The organism is Halolactibacillus alkaliphilus, assembly GCF_900115465.1.
GTDB classification, from domain to species: domain Bacteria; phylum Bacillota; class Bacilli; order Bacillales; family Amphibacillaceae; genus Halolactibacillus; species Halolactibacillus alkaliphilus.
In genome coordinates this window covers 1-20299 of record NZ_FOWN01000031.1, presented here as the reverse complement: position 1 = coordinate 20299, position 20299 = coordinate 1, and the positions used below count along the sequence as shown (strand labels likewise).

Below are 20299 nucleotides of genomic sequence, written 5' to 3'. Positions count from 1 at the left end.
TTGCGTGATTTTTATATATCCTGTAACGAACAATTTCGCTACGGTTATTAAGTGGAGCATAGCGGGATCGAACCGCTGACCTTCGCGCTGCCAGCGCGACGCTCTCCCAGCTGAGCTAATGCCCCTTCATGTGCTTCGTTAGTATTATACAAATTCTTTTCAGTTTTGACAAGGGGGATTATATTAATAAACCAAAAGGCATTGACTTTCAGTTACCATCCGTTTATTATTTAGTTAATTACCTAAATACTTAAATTGGAGGATACATCATGAAAGAGGCATTCAAAGCCTTAGCCGACCCAACCCGAAGAAAAATACTTGATTTATTAAAAGAAAACGACCTAACTGCTGGCGAGATTGCTGCCGAGTTTTCTATATCAAAACCAAGCATTTCACAACACTTAAAAATATTAAAAACAGCTGGACTGATTGAAGATGAAAAAGACGGACAGTATATTTACTATCATTTGAATACGACCGTCTTTCAAGAATTAATTAGTTGGGCTATGTCATTTACTCAAGGGGGTAATACAGATGCGTAAACATCTAGCTTTTATCGTTTCATTCGTCGTTACACTTGTCTTATGGGTTATAGCTTATCCCTATTTACCAGAGGAGATGCCAATGCAATGGGGGTTTGATGGCACGGTCAATTGGACGGCACCTAAGTCAACAAGTATGTTGCTAAATCTCGGTATAATTCTCATTATTTACCCAATACTCGTGTTAAGTCCAAAATTGGACCCGAAACGCAAAGGCTATTTGTACACATCAAAAGCATATTGGGTAATTATTTACGCAACACTCGGATTACTTATATTTGTTAATATGTTCATTATTTTTCAAAGTGTAGGTTATAATTTGCGTATTGATATAGTTATCCCTATTCTCGTTGGTGCCTTGTTTATCGTTATCGGTAACTACATGCAAACTGTAAAAGCCAATTGGTTTATGGGTATTCGCACCCCTTGGACACTTTCTAGTGAAACTGTCTGGCGAAAAACACATCGATTAGGATCAAAATTGTTTATAATTTCTGGGATAATCTTTTTCCTTGCACCATTTATGAGTCCGTCATATATGGCTTATATCATACTTATTCCTGCTATTTCAGCTGGACTCATTCCTACCATTTATTCTTATTTTCTATTTAAAAAAGAACAAGAGGAGCGATCACATGAGTAATTTACCTATCAACATTGCGTTACTATTATTACCACTATTTATCCTGCAATTTATTTTAACCATTGTTGCTATTATGAGTTGGTATAAAGCCGATCAGGATATGCGTTTAAACGGCAATAAATGGGGTTGGTTGGCTGTTATCTTACTTGTTAGTACAATAGGACCTATTCTATTCTTTATCTTTGGAAGGAGACAAGATTAACACATGATTAACATCCAATCTCTAGAAAAAAAGTTTCAGGAAACAATCGCCGTGTCAAAAATTGACCTTCAATTAGAAGAAGGCCAAACAATTGCTTTACTTGGACCTAATGGTGCCGGTAAGACAACGACGTTTCGTATGTTAGCTGGCTTAATCAAGCCTACATCTGGTTCAATTATTTTTGATCAAGTCGATGAGTCTATGGATCACCGGCACTATATTGGGTATTTACCTCAATATCCACAATTTCATGGTTGGATGACCGGCTATGAATTCCTGATCCTCATCGGCGAATTGAGTGGCTTGACAAAAAAAGAATCAAGAGAGCGTGCGAGTGTGTTATTGAAACGTACCGGCCTTGAAAACGCTAAAAATAAGCGCATCAGTGGCTATTCTGGTGGTATGAAGCAGCGGTTAGGTATTGCACAAGCTATGATTCACAAACCTAAATTGCTCATACTTGACGAACCTGTTTCTTCTTTGGACCCTGTCGGTAGACGCGATGTCCTCGATTTGTTGAAAGCACTACAAGAAGAAACTACCATTCTTTTTTCTACACATATCTTATCAGACGCAGAAGAAATTAGTGACTATTTAGTCGTTATGAATGAAGGTCACGTAGTAGAACAAGGTAAAGTACAAGATTTAGCAATAAAATACCAAAAGCAGGTAATTAAACTATCACTAAGTGAAGCGCCTGAGGACTGGATTGAAACGTTACACAACCTACCTTACGTTAAATCTATCAAACAGCAGTCACTTAATCTATATCTTGAAACGACAAATATCGCCGCTACACGTGAGGCTATACTAGCTCTTATCATCGAAAATGATTTAACATTGACGCATTTTTCTATTGAAAAAACAACCCTTGAAGAAATGTTTTTGGAGGTGATTGGTTTTGAAGCTACTCTTCCCCTTATTAAAAAAAGAATTACTTATGCATCAACGTAACTATAGTATTATTTGGGTACCTATTGTCTTCATTTTGTTGGCCATTATGGATCCTATCACAACTTACTTTCTTCCTGTAATTTTAGAAAATGTCGGGGGAGTACCTGAGGGCTTAGTCATAGAACTTCCAACTGTACCTCCAAGCGAAGCCTTTGCATTGAGTTTGAGTGAACTAAGCATGTTTGGTATCCTCATCGTGATTTTACTTACAGCCTCAAGTATAAGTCAAGAGCGACAGTCTGGTGTGAGTGAATTGTTGCTAGTTAAACCAATTAACGCTCATCACTATATTGGTAGTAAAGCTCTTGCGAAAATGGTGCTCTTTATCGGTGCTTCAAGTATTGGTTTACTGTTTAGCTGGTACTATGTTTCGCTTCTTTTTGGTGCTTTATCACCAGGGTTTATCATACTCGCCATTGTCTTTTATAACTGTTGGTTTATTTTTGTCATTAGTTTAACTTTAATGTTCGCTTCCATGATTCGTCATCACTATGCCATTGTTGGCGTGACTATTCTCACGTTAGCGGTTGGGTCCATTATTAATAGCATCTTCCATCACAACATTCCTTGGTTTTATAATAACTTATCACCGCTGATTATCACGATGCTCGAGTCAAAAACTATATCAACAGATTTAATCTTAAATATTAGTTTACTTCTTGTGACAAGTATCAGTCTATTACTGCTAAGCTTCAGCATGTTTAATCAAAATGAAAGATTATAGTGTCTTTATACAAAACAACGATGTCAACAACTCATGACTGAGGTCACGAGGGTTATCGACTGTTACCTAAAAACCCCCTTTCAACCATCTTATCTAACATGGTTGAAAGGGGGTTTTATTTGATTATGTCTTAAATTTCTTAGCATACTTGACGTTTTCTATCCTTTTTCTCTTGTAATTGCTAATGAGCAACATCTAAAGGATCCGCCTGATTTAATGATTTCATCAAAAGCGACTTCAATTACTTGGTAACCTCTCTTAGTCAATGTTGCATTAACCTTTTTGTTGTTCGGCAAACTGATTATTTTTTTATTTCCAATTGATAACACATTGGTGCCCAGGGTGAATTGTTCATCCGCTGAAACATCAATCAAGCTATAGCGTTTCTCCAAAAGTGTAACGGATGTCTCGGTTAAACCTGGGCGATAGATAAGCGCTTCGGTTGGGCTAATAATATTAAAAGTACAATCCAAGTGTAAAATGTTACCCATTAACGATAAATTGCAGATTTCATATTCTGGTAAATGCTGTGCTAGCTTATCAATCGCCTCAATTGACGTACGATTACTCACACCAATATAAATTGTCTTACCATCTATTAATACATCTCCACCTTCTATAGAGGCACCTACTAAAGGTTTAAAAGGGATAGTCGCTTCTTTTAGAAAGTTGATTAAAATATCTGTCTCTTGTCTTCTTATATCACTTGCCATATTAGCAATAAATAATGTCTCACCTAACGAAAAACCAATATCCCTTGTAAATACTTGTTCGTTAAGTTGTTCTTTTACAGGAAGATAATCCACTTTGACTCCTTCATTTTTTAATACCTGGACAAAGTTGTGGTGTTGGGTTGTCGCAATAAACGTATCTATATTATCAGATAGAAAGTGTTTCTGTGTTTCATTTATGACTTCAGTAATTGCCATATACTTTGGTTCTGTAACTACCACCCGTGTTAACTTATCATATTCCGAATGACATATTGCTTCATTTTTCATTGGCATCTGCTTAACCCCCCTCTTCTTTTTCACCATTATACCAAAAAATTTCACAAGCAGAACCCGAGAAATACGTGTCAGAATTAGGTTTATCCATTCATCTTTATCTTTATTCACAATTACATCGTTTTTTTCTTTTTTTCACACATCAAAAAACAAAATATTGAATAAATATTCAGATGTTTTAAAAAAAACAAGTATTCTACGCTATTTAAACTGCATAGAATACTTGTTTTAATTTATTTCTAATTATTTAAGACTGTTTACTCACAATGATTCGACCATCAACCATATCAGCTTTTAATACTGTAAGGTCTGATTCTTCTAATAATATATCGGTAATACCATCTTCTATTGTTTCTTGAATGACACGACGTAATGGACGTGCGCCAAATTGACGATCATAGCCAATTGAAGCTAAATGTTGTTTTGCTTTATCTGTCACTTCTATTGAATAACCTTGGTCAGCTAAGTTATCATTTAATTCAGCTAACATCAAATCAACAATCTTTATTAGATGCACTTCTTCTAAATGGTTGAAGGGAATAATTGCATCGAATCGATTCAAGAACTCTGGTTTAAAGAAATCTTTAAGTTGATCAAGTATGGAAACTGCATCCGTTTGAACTTTATTAAAACCGACATGCATTTCTTTTGCTTGTGTCCCGGCATTACTTGTCATAATAATGACAGTATCTTTAAAGCTTACCGTTCGACCATGACTATCTGTTAACCTACCGTCCTCCATAATTTGCAAGAACATGTGCTGAACATCAGGATGAGCCTTCTCAATTTCATCTAACAAAATGACACTATATGGCTTTCGACGCACTTTTTCTGTGAGTTGGCCTGCTTCCTCATGGCCAACATAACCAGGAGGTGAACCGATAATTTTTGATACAGCATGTTTTTCCATATACTCACTCATATCAAGACGAAGCAAAGCATCTTTATGACCGAACATTTCTTCAGCAAGCACTTTCGTTAATTCCGTTTTACCAACACCTGTCGGTCCTACAAATAAGAAAGACCCAATTGGACGATGTTTGGATTTTAACCCCGCCCGGCTTCGGCGAATCGCTCTTGCTACTTTATCAACCGCCAATGCTTGACCAATGACTTTCGCTTCAAGATGCGTTTTTAAATCTTTCATCTTTTGTTGATCATCTTGCTGCATTTTTCTAACAGGTACTCCTGTTTTTTCTTCTATTAACTGTTGAATAGCCTGGACAGTCACCTCAATTGACGGTATATCTTCATGATTAGCAAGTTGCTTTTCTAACTGTAACTCTTTATGACGTAAATGAGCTGCTGTTTCATAATCTTCTTGCTCAGCCGCAAGTTGCTTTTCTTCAGCAATTTGTTTGAGTTCATCTTCAATTGCTGATTGGTTAGACTCCGATAGCGTGAGGTTTAAACGGGCACCAGCTTCATCAATTAAATCAATAGCTTTATCTGGTAAGAAACGGTCTTGAATATATCGTTTTGATAAGTGAACGGCTTGTTCAATTACTTCGTCTGTATAGGTGACATGATGATAGCTTTCATAACGTTCTTTTATCCCTTGTAGAATTTGAATCGCTTCATCCTCTGACGGCTCTTTAACGATAATCGGTTGAAAACGTCGCTCTAATGCTTGGTCTTTTTCAATTTGTCGGTACTCTTTTAAAGTCGTTGCACCAATAAGTTGTAACTCACCACGAGCAAGTGCTGGTTTTAATATATTTCCTGCATCCATTTGAGAACCTTCTGCTGTTCCTGCGCCAACAAGCAAATGAATTTCATCAACGAATAAAATAACGTTCTTCCTGTCTTCTAACTCAGTAATCAAGGCTTTCATTCGTTCTTCAAATTGACCCCGCACACCCGTATTTGCAACAAGTGACGCAACGTCTAATAAATAAAGTTCTTTATCCTTTAACTTTTTAGGTACCGTACGCTCAACAATTTTTAAAGCTAAACCTTCTGCAATAGCCGTCTTCCCTACTCCTGGCTCTCCAATTAAGACCGGATTATTTTTATTTCGACGATTTAACGTCTCTATAACCCTTTTTACTTCTTGTTCTCGACCGATAACGGGATCAATTAATCCTTGTCGAGCATGATCAGTTAAATTACGCCCGAGCTGATCTAATAACCCAGTACGATCATTTGGCGTCTCGGTTTTTACACTTGATTGACGTTTAGCAAATCCCGCTTGTTCGTCAAATGATGATTGTTGTGGAGCGAAGAAGCCTGAAGGGTGAAGAGATTCATTGCGGATTTCTTTAAAGCACGTCTCACAGACATGGAGATGTTCTGTATGACCATTTATACGAAGAGTGACATTAACATTTGCAGAGCGGACCTGACATTTTTGACATTTCATTTTAACACGCCTCCTTAAGTTATCGATGTAATTAATCAAAGCAGATCAATTCTTCTTGACCTTCTTTGACCTTTACTAATTACAGTATACTTTGACCTTATTTGACTTTCAAGTATTTTGATTATACTTTTTAATTTTTTTACTCCTTCAAATAAATCATGAGATAAATCAGTTTGTTAACTTTAGCGTTGAAAGGATTAGAATAACCCTTTTTGTGGTATATATACATATTACTGATTAACTGTTAAAGGCGGGATTACGATGACTTTAATTAAGGATAATTATTACGCACTGATTGATATTGGTTCCAATACAGTGCGGCTTGTCATTTATTTACCAAATGAAGCGGGTCGGTTCAAAGAAGTAGAAAACGTTAAAGCTGTTGCTCGATTAAGAAATCATCTCACAGAAGATGACTATTTATCAGAAGAAGGTGAGATAATCTTAATTGAGACGTTAAAAGAATTTGAAGATGTTTTAAAAATATACCCACTAAAACACTTTACTGTTGTCGCAACCGCCACCGTTAGACAAGCTAAAAATAAACAAACGCTCATTGATAGAGTAAAAACATCTCTGGGGTGGGACATGCAGATTCTCTCTGAAGAAGAAGAAGCATTTTATGGGTACTTGGCCGTCGTTAACGCTACTTCTATAACCGAGGGTATCACCGTAGATATGGGGGGAGGTTCAACTGAAGTCACTTACTTTAAAGATAGACAACTTATTCATGCCCACAGTTTTCCTTTTGGTACGTTAAGTTTAAATCAGCTATACGATAACACCTTAAGTGAGGCTGAAAATTTAATTACTGTTAAAAAGTACGTTAAAGAAGCATTTGAAACACTTGATTGGTTAGAAAATCGCTCAGTTCCTATAATTGCGATTGGTGGTAGTGCGAGAAACGTTGCTCAAATAGACCAAATCGATAAAGATTATCCTATGGCCGGTCTACACCAATACCCACTGTTATTGAAGGATTTAAATCGAATCAAGGATCATTTACTAAGTCTTTCCAATACGAAACGGATGAAAGTTGAAGGATTATCAAAAGACCGAGCAGATATTATTCTCCCGGCACTTATGACTTTTATCACGCTTTATAACTTTATCCATGCCGATCGCTTCGTTTTAAGTCAAAAGGGCTTACGTGATGGAATAAATTACGAGTTGTTGTTCCATAAACAAGAACAACCCTATTCACCTAACGTTCTAGAAGATAGTTTCCAAGAATTGATTTCTGATTTTGATTTGGATGTAAAACAAGCGTTCCAAGTACAGCATTTAACAAGACAACTATTCAATGCACTTACGGAAAATAAAGTACGTGGCATGATGAAAGAGGATTGGACATTACTAAGACGGGCAAGCTATGTCTTTAACATGGGGGATTATATAGATAACGAGTCTAGTGCCCAGCACACGTTTTATTTATTGAGTAATCGCACGATTGACGGCTTAAGTCATCGTGAGAAATTAGAACTTGCTTTAGTTGCATCATATAAAAATAAAACAGTGTTCAAACAATTTATTCGTCCTTATAAAAGTTGGTTAACAAAGTCCGAACGCAAAAAGATTCTGTTGTTAGGTGCACTGTTAAAATTCACTTATTGCTTAGATGGTACAAAGCGACATGTCATAAGTGATTTAAGCGTAAAAGTGAAGAAAAAGAAATTAAAATTGGTGCTATATTACAGTAAGAATGCTGCTCCAGAAATATATCAAGCTGAAAAACAAAAAAAACACTTAGAAAAGGCCTTAAAACGGACAATAGACTTAACGTTTATCCAAAACGTCTCTAATAAGGAGTGAGAAGCATGACAGATACTATCATCATTGATGCACCTGAACACTTCAATAATCGGGAAATCAGTTGGTTACGCTTTAACAAACGCGTGCTCGAGGAAGCAGTGGATGAACAAAATCCTCTGCTTGAGCGACTGCGCTTTATCGGCATCTTCTCAAATAACCTTGATGAATTCTTTATGGTTCGTGTTGCTGGTCTAAAAGATCAATTCCGTGCCGGTTTTAACCGCCCTGATAATAAATCAGGGTTAACAGCATTGCAACAGCTTGAAGCAATCAGTAAAGAAGCCCACCCACTCGTCAAGCAGCAACAACACTATTACCATGATTTAAAAGAACAACTGGCTAAAGAAAATATTCATATTGGCTCGATTGATAAGCTCTCTAAAAAAGAATCGAAGTGGCTTGAACAGCATTTTGAACAAGTTATATATCCTGTTTTAACACCGCTGGCAATCGATGCATACCGACCGTTTCCATTGCTACAAAACTTATCACTTAATATCGCTGTGACCCTTCACCATCCAGATGATTCTGATAAGTTGCTAACAGCCATCGTTCAAGTCCCTGCTTTGCTCGATCGCTTTGTAAAGATTAAAAATAAACATCATTATCTGCTATTAGAAGATGTCATTCGTTATTATATTAACCGTCTTTTTGATGGTTATGTCGTTGAAGATACGATTTGCTTTAGAATCACCCGTAATGCTGATATGAATATCCACGAAGAAGGCTCACGTGATTTACTCAAAGAAATTGAAAAAGAACTCAAAAAACGTCGTTGGGGGTTAGCTGTCCGTCTAGAAATTATGGGTGAAAAAGGGGCACATAATCCACACTTAATTAACTTTTTAAAATATGTACTTGAAGTATCAAGTGATGATTTGTATTATCATGATGGACCTCTTGACTTTACTTTTTTACTCAATGTCTATACACAATTAAAGCAAACGTTTGAACATTTGGTTTTTCAAACGTTAATTCCACAGCCCCCAAAAGAAGTTGAACCCATGGTGAACATATTTGATCAATTGAGACGTAAGGATATTATGTTGCATCATCCCTATGAATCATTTGAAGTCATTGTCGATATGGTCGAACAAGCGGCTATAGACCCACATGTTTTAGCAATAAAACAAACACTTTACCGAGTGAGTGGAGATTCCCCTATCGTCAATTGTCTAAAACTTGCCGCTGAAAATGGTAAACAAGTAACCGTACTCGTTGAATTAAAAGCCCGTTTTGATGAAGCAAACAACGTACAATGGGCAAAGGCTCTTGAAAAAGCAGGATGTCATGTCATTTATGGCATTACCGGTTTAAAAACGCACAGTAAAATCACCTTGATTGTTCGACGGCAACAAGAACGGATTGAACGTTTTGTGCATTTAAGTACAGGAAACTATAATGACCAGACAGCAAAGTTTTATACCGATCTATCTATTCTATCCTCACGACGCGAACTTGGCATTGATGCAACGTTATTCTTTAATTTTCTAAGCGGCTATACTTTTAAACCTGATTTCAATTATTTATCTATGGCACCGTACCAAATTCAAGATGATTTCATTCATTATATAGCCAAAGAAATACAGTACCATGAGCAACATGGAGATGGGCACATCATCTGTAAAATGAATGCCTTAACAGATAAGCCCCTTATTTTGAAATTATATGAAGCTTCTAATAAGGGCGTAAAAATTGATCTCATTGTGCGAGGCATATGCTGTTTAAAACCTGGATTAAAAGGTATAAGTGAGAATATTACCGTCACAAGTATTGTCGGCCGCTTCCTTGAACATAGTCGTATATATTATTTCCATCATCACGGTGAGAAAAAAGTCTTTTTAGCTTCTTGTGATATGATGACACGTAATATGGTCAAAAGGATTGAATTACTATTTCCAGTACTTGATCGCCGCCACAAAAAACGCGTCCTTGATTTACTAGAAATCCAACTAGTAGATAATCAAAAAGCGCGTTATCAAAAAAGTGATGGCTTTTACGTTTACAAAGAACGCGTCGAAGGTGAACAGGCAATGTCTAGTCAGCTTATTTTCTTTGATTTGGCATATCAATCGACACTGCATTAACTCCATAAAAATTGAGCCACTAGCGGTATAACTCTTTAGTGGCTCAATTTATCACCAAAACAGGTGGTGACCTTTTTCTTTAAATACAAGTTCATCAAGTATACTGAAACGATACCCTTGCGCTTTCGCTTCTTTAATAATATGAGATAAAGCGAGTAAATTATCTTCAGATACCGCGTGCATTAAGATGACAGCGCCAGGGTGTAGTTGTTCTACTACTTCATTATACGCATATTTTTGACCAAGATCTTTGTCTTCGTGCCAATCAACGTATGCGATAGACCAAAACATTTGACGATAACCTAAGTCATTAGTCCACTTTAACGTTTGTTCATTAAAAATACCCTTTGGCGGACGCATATAATGCATCGAAACATCTGGGTGGAGAAGTCGAATGGCTTGCTCTAATTTCAATATTTCCCGTTTGAATTTATCCTCTGTCAACGTTGTTAAATCATAATGATGGTACGTATGATTACCAATCATATGTCCTTCCGTGATCATCCGTTTAACAATCTTTGACGCACTTCTAACATAATGGCCCGTGACAAAAAAACAAGCCGGCACCTCTTCTTCTTTCAATACATCAAGAATACCTTCTGTGTAACCTTTTTCATAGCCGTGATCAAATGTTAAATAAAGCACTTTTTCTTCCGTCTTATCCCTATAGTAACCATTCCCTTCTTCTAATATTAGCTCGTAACTTCCTATTTCAGGTGGTGACTGATCATTTGAACGCTTATACCCGAAACCATACGCATTTACCTCACTTGATGCCGTTATGACAATAAGACTGATCAAGACCATAAAAAGGAATATTTTTTTTATTCGCTTTATGCTTGACATATTCAAAACACCCCATTTCACTTTTTATTAACGTGTGTCCTTAGGGCGTAATTTATACCTTCTTTTAATTTTTTTATGGCTATTGACTGATACTTCGCGCATAGCCATATCTATTATTTTTGAACATCTCCCCTAAATCGAAGATTGTAGAGGGAGCTTATTCTTAAATATAGTACAAATAGTACAAATGGAGCTGTTACGCCACCTTCGGTGCCGATAGCGCTCTTACAAGACTCATTTATGAAGACAAGGTAGTGGTAGTTCTTTTTGACAACTCAGGGACTTTTGCCTGAAGAGCCAACCCTTTCTTTACCTTTGTTCTGAATACCTATTTTTCGCCAATGGCAGAGTTTGAAGCGAGCCTTCTTCGCTCCCCAAAATCCTTTCGGCATTTTCATGTCACCAAGGTATTCAAAAACAATCACAGCACATCTGTTTTCTTTTGCGAATTTGACGATTTCATGTGATGTGTTTTTGAATTTCATTGACTCTTCGCCAAAAATCAGGTGCAGAAATCCGCCCGGATTACCTTTGGGCTCTTCTTCGGAGTGTGCAATTGCTTTTTCTTCTTCCCGATTTTAATAGTTAGGCCGATAGCTTTTCACTTTGCCAATGGTAGAAGAAATGGCATGTCGACATAAATACATCAAGGAAAAAGTCATGATTCGCCTTTAAGACACCAAAAAATCTGTTTGGCAAATGTTATTGCGTAGTAGGTTTTATTCAATACATGATTGAATAGCAAAAAAAGCAAGCCTTATCATGGCTTGCTTTTTTCACTTCAATTTCTTCTCCATTGATTCAATCATCTCAATAAGTCGATCAATATCCTCAAGTGATGTTTCGCTCGGTTCAAGTTCATCCAACTGTTGCAAAAAAGCTTCCAGTTGCTGCTTTAATTGTTTAATTTTCTCGTTATCTGCCATGAATTTTATGCTCCTTTGTTAATCAGTCTCTTCTATCGTACAAAAAAAGCCTTCTTCTGTCTAGTATGTTATAATGACTAACGAGATTTCAAAAAATAGGAGTGTATATAATGTCTTGGCAAAGATTTGGAGAAGTATTACAACTTATATTAGAAAATAAAATCACCCAATTACTGATTGGTGGATTTGTGATTTTTCTTATCGCATTATTTTTACAGCGGATTGTTCGTTCGATTCTTAGTCGAACAAAATTAATGGACGGCAAAGAAGCTGACACTATCATTTCATTGCTTCAGTCTGTCATTAAATACATGGCTATGCTAGGCTTCTTGTTTTTTGCCTTAAGCGTATTTGGTTTAAACGTTGGTAGTATGCTGGCTGGTGCCGGTGTCCTTGGTATTATTATTGGTTTTGGTGCCCAAAGTTTAGTTCAGGATTTACTTGCTGGTTTTTTCATTGTCTACGAGAAACAACTCCAAAAAGGTGATTGGGTAATTGTCAATGAAGTACATGAAGGGGTTGTTGAGGAAGTTGGGTTCCGCGTTTTAAAAATTAGAGATTGGTCAGCAACAATTATCTCAATTAATAACGGGCAGGTGCGCACAGTTGAAAACTTCAATAAAAACAAGATGCGTGTCATTGAACGTGTGACTGTCAGCTACTATGAAGACCCTAGTCGTATTTTACGCATCCTAGAAGAAATATGCACAAGATTAAATCAAGAACTAGCTGATTACTTAATACAAGACCTATCAGGTCAACCTATTGAACCCTTTAAAGTACTTGGTGTTGATTCGATTAACGATCAGCACCAAGGCTATCGCTACCTTATTACTGGTCTCGTTGGCGACTTAAATTACTTCGCTAATGCACGTAGCGTAAGAACGATTATTGCCCAGTACATGTATAACCATAATGTGCAAATGCCTCATCAGGGGGTTCATTTGACAGATTTAAATAAACACGCCCAAAATTCCTAAGGGCGTGTTTTTATTTAATGAACGATAGTAAATGTCTCCTTATTAATCCAAACCGTGTCACTTTCTTCTCTTACAATGTTTGAAACTTTTATTTCTACCGTTTTATTATTGATGTGTAAATATACATCCCCTACTATAACTTCTCCTGTTACTCTTATACCTGGAATAAAGAGGCGACTAACTTTCTTCCCTTTATAAGGCTCTCTTAATGTTAAAGTGCGTGTTAATTTTATCGTATTATCAATTGGCATAGATACGGCTTTTTTAATCAATTGGAATACATCTTCTTTTCCTTCATTAACAACTAGGTGTTTAGACTGTTTTAAATGAATTTGCTGGTTATCAACGGATATTAAATCATCAGATAGGTCAATGTGATAGGGTACAGACTCAATATCAATATTATCGATTGAAAGTAACCAACGTCCCATATGAAAAACACCCTCCACACCATATGTATAAAAGGATGTATCATAAGCACTTTTATTTAACTGTTCTATCAAGCTCGGATGGTGTATTTCCCAGTCCACTGTTGCCAACCATTTTTTTGTCCTCTCATTTGGTTGGACTCGATGTATTTCTTTTTCTTCCTGTTGTTCATAAGATAAATACATGACCTCTGCTTTAGCATGTTGATGCAGTAACAACGTTATCCCAATTCCAATCATCATCAAGAGTAACCATTTACGCATAGACACCCTTCTTTCCATAAACCTTTATCATTCAAGGTTATGATATAACTACTCTAACTATGCCCATATAAAATAAAAAGCATGTACGAAGAAAAGACTTCCCTGTCTTTTCGTAATACATACTTTTTATACCTATAAAACAGTTTATCGTAATGACACGATTTCGAGTGTTTCAGCAATCTCAACACTATTTTCTAATGCACGACTAATCATGCAACGCTCACGCGCTTGTTCAAGTAAACGATACAGTTTATCAATATTTAAATTACGTCCTTTAACGACAAAGTGCAATTTAATCTTGGTGATTTTATGATCATCCTTTGGATCTTTTTTTACTTCTGTACGAATAAAGAAATCATCTACATGTGTATGATGTAACTCCAGTAAGTCAGTAAATTCTTTTGCACTAGAGCCTGCAATAGATGAGACTAATAAGTGCTCAGGTTTGTACCCGTGATAAGGATCTTCAGAAATATCTAAAATACCATATTCAACCTCTACTCGGATACCTTCTTCTTTAAATTTAAATAACATAATCATCGACTCCTTTTTCTTACGTTAGTTTTCTTTTCCCTATATTCAGAACTTATAAGCCTAGTTTAGAAATTTTATCTTAAGCTTACATTATTATAGTCAATTTACCAGCAACTGATGACTGATTATCTTTCCCTGGTCTATTAGTACATATTTTATCACTTTTTTTTCATCCGTGCAGGATTAAACACTTGAGATGTGTTTTTTTCTAACTTACTTTCTTAACCTTGGGTTGCTACCCAAATAGTCACTTCTACTACTTCATTTTAAATAATCTCTAACGACTTATATTATATGCAGGTAGATAAATGTTTATGACCGTGAGAGTTTTTAAAAACCATCTTTTCATTGTATCAGTTGTCGTAAGGTCCATGTTACCTTCTTCATTAGGCCTTCTTGTTATCTACAAGAATTCTCACTATCATTATCTATTGGCTATCATAAGTAATAGTTGTATGACTTTTAATTAAATCCATATTGACAATGATAATCATTATCAATTATAATTTGTCTTGTATTATATTATACATAATAAAAAAAAGGATGAGGTAACCTATGACTTTTGATTTATGGTCGTTTATTTTAGAGAATCTTGAAGCAGCTGGCGTTATTGGTGGCTATGTTTCTATATCAATTATCGGCGTTAGTTTAATTACGTACGCTACAAAAGGAAAACTAACAGGGCAAACACAGATTGGACCCGAATGGTCGCATCCAATAATTGGGGCGCTCTTAGGGGCAATACCTGGTTGTGGTGCAACCATTGTTGTATCGGCGATGTACAAAAACCAAAAGATATCATTTGGCGGCTTGTTTGCCACCTTTATTGCTACTTTGGGCGAAGGGTCATTTGTTTTACTAGGCGCTTCTGATGAAGCGCGTGTTGCGGCGAATCTTACGGCATTTATCATTGTAAATGTGATAGGTATAATTGTCGCCATTATCTTCGGTTATGTCATTGATGCATTTGGAATTAGATTTAGTAGTAATAATATCCCCGAACCTCGCCTAGAGGAAAGGCAGCATACTAAGAAAGTGACAAAGGTCGCTCATACATTTATTGAACAATATGGATTATACTTTATAATTGCTATGGCTATATTCTTACTACCCAGTTCTGTTGCTGCATTATGGGGCGGGGAAATTGCTGGCTATGATGATTTAACTGTGTGGGTAACTACATTATTGACACTCGTTGCAATTATTTATTTCTTCGTATATAAATTCAGTTATAAGGGATATTCTTGCTCTTGTAATAACGATATAAAATCAACGATGTTACATGCAGTATCTGATATTTCTACAGTCATCGTCTATGTGTTTATTGGACTTTTTGTTGCTAACTATATCATTGATGTTGTCGTTGGTGTAGAAACGTTTGATATGTGGATGACATCATCCGCTCTCATTGTTGTAATTATTGCAGCATTTATAGGGGCAACCCCCGGCTGTGGTGGTATGATTTCTGTTGCTGTGGCTTTCACGACAATTGATAACTTTCCAATAGCTGCTTTAGTCGCTGCTGCGATTGCCACAAGTGGAGATGGCATTTTTCCACTTCTAGCTGCAAATAAAAAAGACGCCTTAATCATTACGACGCTTAGTTTAGTAATAGCTTTAATAGTTGGCTATACCTTATTAACGTTAGGATTTAAAATATAACATTTTACTTCGTTCAATAGTATTTGCATTTCCTTACATGATAACTTGTGAAAATACGCACAAACCTCCCACTATAGTAAACAGCTATTTATTCTAAACCTGTTTACTATAGTGGGATCTTATTCATTTATACTATTGCTCTTAGCGACAGGTTAAGTCGACATTTCTCAGTTATTTTTGTTCAACAAAACGCGAAAAATGCTTTTCTAACCGCTCTTGAACAATACTAATTAGAATACATAATGGCCAATAAATGAGGGCAACAAGCGTATACATGGTAAGAAAATCAAATGAACGACCACTCGCAATTTGTGTTTTTTGAAACAACTCTGGTACAGTAATAACCGCGGCCAGTGAAGTTGCTTTAACTAAATCTAAAAAAATATTTGTTAAAGGTGGCATGGCAATACGCATAGCCTGAGGGAGAACAATTCCTATAACAGACTGTCGATAATTAAGACCCAATGACTGTGCCGCTTCCCATTGTCCATATTCCACACTATTCAGCGCGGCTCGATTGACCTCTGCAATATAAGCTGCCGCATTTAGACCAAAACCAAGCACCGCTGCTTGAAAAGCGGTAAACTCAATACCAACTGCCGGTAAACCGAAGTAAATAATAAATAAAAAAACTAAGACAGGCGTCCCTCTCATAAACGATATATAGACACGCGCGGGTAAACGGACTGTTTTTCGCTCACTTGATCGCATCAAAGCTAGCGGCAAACCAAGCATCATACCAATAGCCATACTAAGAAATGATACCGCTATGGTCATCGGTAATCCCGAGAGAATGAGCGGTAAATTCTCAATGGCTTTATCAATATTAAAAAAACCTAATTGCATTGTCTGCACATTTACCGCCCCCCTATGAATCGATTCATTAAATATCTAAACCTTCAATCACTTCAATATCTTCAGCTGGTTTTTGTGAAGCATCTTCATCATAAAATGTTTCAGCAATCTCCGTTAACGTTCCATCTTCACGCATCTCAGCTAGTACTGAGTTTACAGCCTCTTCTAACTCCGTTTCTCCCTTTTTCATTACAAGTGACTGCTCCGTCGGATGGAATTTCAAGTCTGGGTGCATCATAATATCAAAATCCGGAAATGCGGCTACACCAAATTTAATAAGGAAATAATCATTTACAACCACATCTGTACGCCCGATTGAAACGTCACGTAAATAGGCTTCATTACTCGCATTGCCATACGTCTTAACTTCGGCCCCAAAATGACGTGCAATTTCTGATGATACTGTTGTATCACCACCACCATTAATCTTACCTTCAAGATCTTCTAATGCAAAGACACCCGAAAAATCACTTTTCCTTACCACCATTGTTGAGTATGAATATTTGTACGGATCAGAAAAAGTATAATTTTCTTTTCTTTTTTTCGTTGCGGTTAAATCATTAGCTGCCATATCCACACGACCAGTTTCAACAGCTGGAAGCATACCGTCCACACTCATGATTTCAAACTTGACATCTAGTCCTAGACGTTTACCAACTTCACGTGCCACTTCTACATCAAAGCCGGTTAAGGCATCTTCATCATTATAATAAGAAGCGGCTATAAGTGTACCCGAAGTAGCTACAGTTAACACACCTTCTTCTTGAATCTCATCATATAGTGATGCATCGTTCGAACATGCACTTAAAACTAAGACACCAATCAATAACATTGTCGCAAGTAATTTTTTCAACCTTTCCAACCCCTTTGTATATTTTCTGAATGTTCTTTAACGCTTTTCACTATATCAACTATTACAAAGTAATGCAATAGATTTACACAATCTGTACTATATTTTTTTATGTTTCTGTACTATAACAAAAATCATTGTCTTGTCACCTGTTTCACAAAATGTTCACACTTCTACTGAAATCTTCTCTACTACCTTGCATAATTTATAATACTTGTTATACTTAATTTATAATAATTATAAATTAAGTATAACATTATATTATCACTTTTATCTATTTAACAACATTACTAGAGATATAAACTGATTTTAATTCTCATTTAAAAAAAGGAGGTTATGAAATGATCCCATTAACTAAAAACATTACAAATAACAATAAGACTCATTCTCAATTAGTACAGTTTGTTTTGACAACTATCTATAAACATAAAGAATTGATAGCTGCTTTTGTTGGAGGGTTGCTCGTTTTAACAGCTTGGGTCTTTCAAGATTTTTTAACAGAGCTCTCCTATATTACACTTAATATAGCTGCCTTTATAATTGGCGGTTATGCTAAAGCAAAAGAAGGACTAACAGAGACGCTAAAAAAGCGCACATTGAATGTTGAGTTACTTATGATTCTTGCAGCTATTGGGTCAGCGATTATCGGTTATTGGGTAGAAGGGGCAATCTTAATTTTTATTTTTTCTCTCTCTGGAGCGATGGAAACATACACTATGCAAAAAAGCGCCCGCGATTTATCGAATTTAATGCACTTACAACCCGATACTGCCTTACGGATAACCAATGGCAAAGAAGAAATTGTATCAGTGGATGTACTTGCTATTGGCGACACCATTTACGTTAAGCCTGGAGAGCGTATGCCCGCAGATGGCATTATTCTTACAGGACGAACGTCGATAGATGAGAGTGCATTGACTGGGGAGGCGATCCCAATAGAAAAATCAGTAGATGACTGCGTGTATACTGGTACAGTGAACCAAAGCGGTGCATTAACAGTTAAGGTTACCGCAGATGCGAGTCAATCTTTCGTCCAGAAAATAATGGCACTCGTACGGTCTGCTCAATCAGAAAAGTCACCTGCTCAACTATTTATTGAGCGCTTTGAAAATCTCTATGTTTACATCGTCTTAGTAATCACAGCTTTAATGATGGTTCTTCCTCCCTTTATCGTTAATTGGAGCTGGAACGAAAGTTTTTATCGCGCAATGATTTTACTCGTAGTCGCATCACCTTGCGCTCTTGTTGCTTCCATTAGCCCTGCCACACTTTCGGCTATTTCAACAAGTGCTAGACATGGTATGTTAGTGAAAAGCGGGCAGCATTTAGAAAATCTAGAAAAAGTTCAAGCAATCGCTTTTGATAAAACAGGCACACTTACCGTTGGCAGACCAGAAGTGACAAATATATTTATTAAGTCTGGAGAAAACATAACGACCATTATTGAACGTATCGTTCAAATTGAGAAAGGATCAAGTCACCCGCTTGCCGAAGCTATGATACGTTTTAGTAAGAACTATCTAGACCCATCGAAAGTTGAAGCAACAAAGGATATGACAGAAGTAATCGGTAAAGGGGTCATAGCCACTTTTCATGGTGAAAGATGGGCTATTGGAAACGAAAAGCTATTCGATCATACTGTAGACAACTGGTATGAAAATGAGGCCACTGCATTAAAAGAAACTGCCAAAACACTCGTCTATGTATGCAAAAACAATGATGTGGTCGCCATCATTGCCTTAAAAGACGAAATCAGACAAGATACTCTTGAAGCTATTAAGACATTTCATTCACTTGGTATTGAAACTGTTATGTTGACGGGCGACAATGAGCGAACAGCTGAAGCCATCGCTCATGAAGTTGGATTAACACGCTATGTGGCAAGCTGTATGCCTGAGGATAAAGTAACTGCGTTAAAAAGTCTTCAAATGACGTTTGATACGGTTATGATGGTTGGAGATGGCATCAATGATGCACCAGCGCTGGCTACCGCAAATATCGGTGTAGCCATGGGGGCAGGGACTGACGTTGCCTTAGAAACAGCTGATATCGTACTTATAAAAAACAAATTAGCAAAACTTGTTGATCTTTTCAACTTATCTAAGCAGATGAACAAAATAATTAAGCAAAATATTCTATTTTCAATTTCTATCATTGTATTACTCGTAATATCTAATTTATTCCAATTCATCAACTTACCTCTTGGCGTCATTGGCCATGAGGGAAGTACAATATTAGTTATTCTTAATGGCTTACGTTTACTTAAAATCAGAAACTAAAAATCGAGTAGGAGGTAGGTGATTAATTCACCTACCGACCTCTCACACCACCGTACGTACGGATCCGTATACGGCGGTTCAATAATTTAAGTATCGTTTTAATTTATAGTCAGATCTAAATTGACTTGCTTTCAAGCGAAGGTTTAAATTTCTTAGCCCCCACTTCAATAGTCGCTCATTTGATAGTGCTCGATGAAGGGCAGGTGTTTTTGAGTTATTCCAATACCCCTTCCTACTCGCAGCTAATTTAAGTGCTTCGTTATGAGATATTCCGTATTTTCGAAGTTTTCTATACCTCGTTCTCACATGTTTCCAGCGTTTCCAAATCATTTGACGGAGTCT

General features: G+C 36.6%; 19 protein-coding genes and 1 tRNA gene. 10 read left to right on the top strand and 10 right to left on the bottom strand.

Features of this window, described 5'->3' with window-relative positions; translation table 11 throughout:
* Nucleotides 1-52: 52 nt before the first annotated feature.
* Nucleotides 53-125 (bottom strand) — tRNA-Ala (locus BM163_RS11195).
* 144 nt (nt 126-269) lie between these two features.
* Between BM163_RS11195 and BM163_RS11190 the strand changes: the two genes are divergently transcribed.
* Genes BM163_RS11190 through BM163_RS11170 form a run of 5 tightly spaced genes read left to right on the top strand, consistent with a single transcriptional unit; the run spans nt 270 to nt 3065 of the window.
* Complete coding sequence (locus tag BM163_RS11190; RefSeq protein WP_089803167.1) at nt 270-542, top strand: autorepressor SdpR family transcription factor; 273 nt, start codon at nt 270-272, stop codon at nt 540-542.
* Nucleotides 535-1185: an SdpI family protein gene (locus BM163_RS11185; protein ID WP_089803165.1), complete on the top strand. Its 651-nt coding sequence runs from the start codon at nt 535-537 to the stop codon at nt 1183-1185. The genes BM163_RS11190 and BM163_RS11185 overlap by 8 nt, the downstream gene beginning before the upstream one ends.
* Complete coding sequence (locus BM163_RS11180; RefSeq protein ID WP_089803163.1) at nt 1178-1387, top strand: PLD nuclease N-terminal domain-containing protein; 210 nt, start codon at nt 1178-1180, stop codon at nt 1385-1387. The genes BM163_RS11185 and BM163_RS11180 overlap by 8 nt, the downstream gene beginning before the upstream one ends.
* 3 nt (nt 1388-1390) lie before the next feature.
* Nucleotides 1391-2341: an ABC transporter ATP-binding protein gene (locus BM163_RS11175; protein WP_089803161.1), complete on the top strand. Its 951-nt coding sequence runs from the start codon at nt 1391-1393 to the stop codon at nt 2339-2341.
* Nucleotides 2289-3065 carry an ABC transporter permease gene (locus tag BM163_RS11170; RefSeq protein WP_089803159.1) on the top strand — a complete coding sequence of 259 codons (777 nt, stop codon included), beginning with the start codon at nt 2289-2291 and terminating at the stop codon, nt 3063-3065. The genes BM163_RS11175 and BM163_RS11170 overlap by 53 nt, the downstream gene beginning before the upstream one ends.
* A 158-nt stretch (nt 3066-3223) precedes the next feature.
* Here BM163_RS11170 and BM163_RS11165 read toward each other — a convergent pair whose 3' ends face one another.
* Both BM163_RS11165 and BM163_RS11160 read right to left on the bottom strand, forming a co-directional pair.
* On the bottom strand, nt 3224-4072 hold the full coding sequence (locus BM163_RS11165; protein WP_089803157.1) for a dimethylarginine dimethylaminohydrolase family protein: 849 nt from the start codon (nt 4070-4072) through the stop codon (nt 3224-3226).
* 247 nt (nt 4073-4319) lie between these two features.
* Entirely contained in the window at nt 4320-6434 is a 2115-nt protein-coding gene (locus tag BM163_RS11160) for an ATP-dependent Clp protease ATP-binding subunit (protein ID WP_089803155.1), read from the bottom strand.
* A 261-nt stretch (nt 6435-6695) separates the two neighbouring features.
* On the opposite strand from BM163_RS11160, the gene BM163_RS11155 reads away from it, so the two are divergent.
* Together BM163_RS11155 and BM163_RS11150 are read left to right on the top strand one after the other, a co-directional pair.
* Nucleotides 6696-8246: a Ppx/GppA family phosphatase gene (locus BM163_RS11155; protein ID WP_089803153.1), complete on the top strand. Its 1551-nt coding sequence runs from the start codon at nt 6696-6698 to the stop codon at nt 8244-8246.
* 5 nt (nt 8247-8251) lie between these two features.
* Nucleotides 8252-10333 carry an RNA degradosome polyphosphate kinase gene (locus BM163_RS11150; protein WP_089803151.1) on the top strand — a complete coding sequence of 694 codons (2082 nt, stop codon included), beginning with the start codon at nt 8252-8254 and terminating at the stop codon, nt 10331-10333.
* Nucleotides 10334-10384: 51 nt separating this feature from the next.
* On the opposite strand, the gene BM163_RS11145 is transcribed toward BM163_RS11150, so the two are convergent.
* From BM163_RS11145 to BM163_RS13825, 3 genes are all read right to left on the bottom strand, one after another.
* Nucleotides 10385-11179 carry a polysaccharide deacetylase family protein gene (locus tag BM163_RS11145; protein ID WP_089803149.1) on the bottom strand — a complete coding sequence of 265 codons (795 nt, stop codon included), beginning with the start codon at nt 11177-11179 and terminating at the stop codon, nt 10385-10387.
* A 275-nt stretch (nt 11180-11454) separates the two neighbouring features.
* Entirely contained in the window at nt 11455-11664 is a 210-nt protein-coding gene (locus BM163_RS11140; protein WP_089803147.1) for a hypothetical protein, read from the bottom strand.
* A 291-nt stretch (nt 11665-11955) separates the two neighbouring features.
* Nucleotides 11956-12105, bottom strand: coding sequence for an SE1561 family protein (locus BM163_RS13825; RefSeq protein WP_170243720.1), 150 nt, complete (start codon nt 12103-12105; stop codon nt 11956-11958).
* Nucleotides 12106-12215: 110 nt separating this feature from the next.
* Between BM163_RS13825 and BM163_RS11135 the strand changes: the two genes are divergently transcribed.
* Nucleotides 12216-13085, top strand: a complete 870-nt coding sequence (locus tag BM163_RS11135; protein ID WP_089803145.1) for a mechanosensitive ion channel family protein — start codon at nt 12216-12218, stop codon at nt 13083-13085.
* A gap of 14 nt (nt 13086-13099) precedes the next feature.
* Here BM163_RS11135 and BM163_RS11130 read toward each other — a convergent pair whose 3' ends face one another.
* Together BM163_RS11130 and BM163_RS11125 are read right to left on the bottom strand one after the other, a co-directional pair.
* Nucleotides 13100-13777: a YfkD family protein gene (locus BM163_RS11130; protein ID WP_170243719.1), complete on the bottom strand. Its 678-nt coding sequence runs from the start codon at nt 13775-13777 to the stop codon at nt 13100-13102.
* A 144-nt stretch (nt 13778-13921) separates the two neighbouring features.
* On the bottom strand, nt 13922-14311 hold the full coding sequence (locus tag BM163_RS11125; RefSeq protein ID WP_170243718.1) for an OsmC family protein: 390 nt from the start codon (nt 14309-14311) through the stop codon (nt 13922-13924).
* A 555-nt stretch (nt 14312-14866) separates the two neighbouring features.
* Here BM163_RS11125 and BM163_RS11120 point away from each other — a divergent pair.
* The gene (locus BM163_RS11120) at nt 14867-15973 is read left to right on the top strand and encodes a putative manganese transporter (RefSeq protein ID WP_089803138.1); all 1107 of its coding nucleotides are present in this window, start codon (nt 14867-14869) and stop codon (nt 15971-15973) included.
* Nucleotides 15974-16144: 171 nt separating this feature from the next.
* On the opposite strand, the gene BM163_RS11115 is transcribed toward BM163_RS11120, so the two are convergent.
* Together BM163_RS11115 and BM163_RS11110 are read right to left on the bottom strand one after the other, a co-directional pair.
* Nucleotides 16145-16819, bottom strand: coding sequence for an amino acid ABC transporter permease (locus BM163_RS11115; protein WP_089803196.1), 675 nt, complete (start codon nt 16817-16819; stop codon nt 16145-16147).
* Nucleotides 16820-16856: 37 nt separating this feature from the next.
* The gene (locus BM163_RS11110; RefSeq protein WP_229675561.1) at nt 16857-17681 is read right to left on the bottom strand and encodes a transporter substrate-binding domain-containing protein; all 825 of its coding nucleotides are present in this window, start codon (nt 17679-17681) and stop codon (nt 16857-16859) included.
* 338 nt (nt 17682-18019) lie between these two features.
* On the opposite strand from BM163_RS11110, the gene BM163_RS11105 reads away from it, so the two are divergent.
* Entirely contained in the window at nt 18020-19957 is a 1938-nt protein-coding gene (locus BM163_RS11105) for a heavy metal translocating P-type ATPase (protein WP_089803137.1), read from the top strand.
* The last annotated feature ends 342 nt before the right edge of the window (nt 19958-20299 follow it).

Excerpts from the sequence above, each read along its gene's own strand:
- BM163_RS11155 (WP_089803153.1), top strand. The coding sequence starts at position 6,696 with ATGACTTTAATTAAGGATAATTATTACGCACTGATTGATATTGGTTCC.
- BM163_RS11180 (WP_089803163.1), top strand. The coding sequence starts at position 1,178 with ATGAGTAATTTACCTATCAACATTGCGTTACTATTATTACCACTATTT.
- BM163_RS11140 (WP_089803147.1), bottom strand. The coding sequence starts at position 11,664 with ATGAAATTCAAAAACACATCACATGAAATCGTCAAATTCGCAAAAGAA.
- BM163_RS11175 (WP_089803161.1), top strand. The coding sequence starts at position 1,391 with ATGATTAACATCCAATCTCTAGAAAAAAAGTTTCAGGAAACAATCGCC.
- BM163_RS11185 (WP_089803165.1), top strand. The coding sequence starts at position 535 with ATGCGTAAACATCTAGCTTTTATCGTTTCATTCGTCGTTACACTTGTC.
- BM163_RS11150 (WP_089803151.1), top strand. The coding sequence starts at position 8,252 with ATGACAGATACTATCATCATTGATGCACCTGAACACTTCAATAATCGG.
- BM163_RS11105 (WP_089803137.1), top strand. The coding sequence starts at position 18,020 with ATGATCCCATTAACTAAAAACATTACAAATAACAATAAGACTCATTCT.
- BM163_RS11125 (WP_170243718.1), bottom strand. The coding sequence starts at position 14,311 with ATGTTATTTAAATTTAAAGAAGAAGGTATCCGAGTAGAGGTTGAATAT.
- BM163_RS11145 (WP_089803149.1), bottom strand. The coding sequence starts at position 11,179 with ATGTCAAGCATAAAGCGAATAAAAAAAATATTCCTTTTTATGGTCTTG.
- BM163_RS13825 (WP_170243720.1), bottom strand. The coding sequence starts at position 12,105 with ATGGCAGATAACGAGAAAATTAAACAATTAAAGCAGCAACTGGAAGCT.
- BM163_RS11135 (WP_089803145.1), top strand. The coding sequence starts at position 12,216 with ATGTCTTGGCAAAGATTTGGAGAAGTATTACAACTTATATTAGAAAAT.
- BM163_RS11130 (WP_170243719.1), bottom strand. The coding sequence starts at position 13,777 with ATGCGTAAATGGTTACTCTTGATGATGATTGGAATTGGGATAACGTTG.
- BM163_RS11160 (WP_089803155.1), bottom strand. The coding sequence starts at position 6,434 with ATGAAATGTCAAAAATGTCAGGTCCGCTCTGCAAATGTTAATGTCACT.
- BM163_RS11190 (WP_089803167.1), top strand. The coding sequence starts at position 270 with ATGAAAGAGGCATTCAAAGCCTTAGCCGACCCAACCCGAAGAAAAATA.
- BM163_RS11120 (WP_089803138.1), top strand. The coding sequence starts at position 14,867 with ATGACTTTTGATTTATGGTCGTTTATTTTAGAGAATCTTGAAGCAGCT.
- BM163_RS11115 (WP_089803196.1), bottom strand. The coding sequence starts at position 16,819 with ATGCAATTAGGTTTTTTTAATATTGATAAAGCCATTGAGAATTTACCG.
- BM163_RS11165 (WP_089803157.1), bottom strand. The coding sequence starts at position 4,072 with ATGCCAATGAAAAATGAAGCAATATGTCATTCGGAATATGATAAGTTA.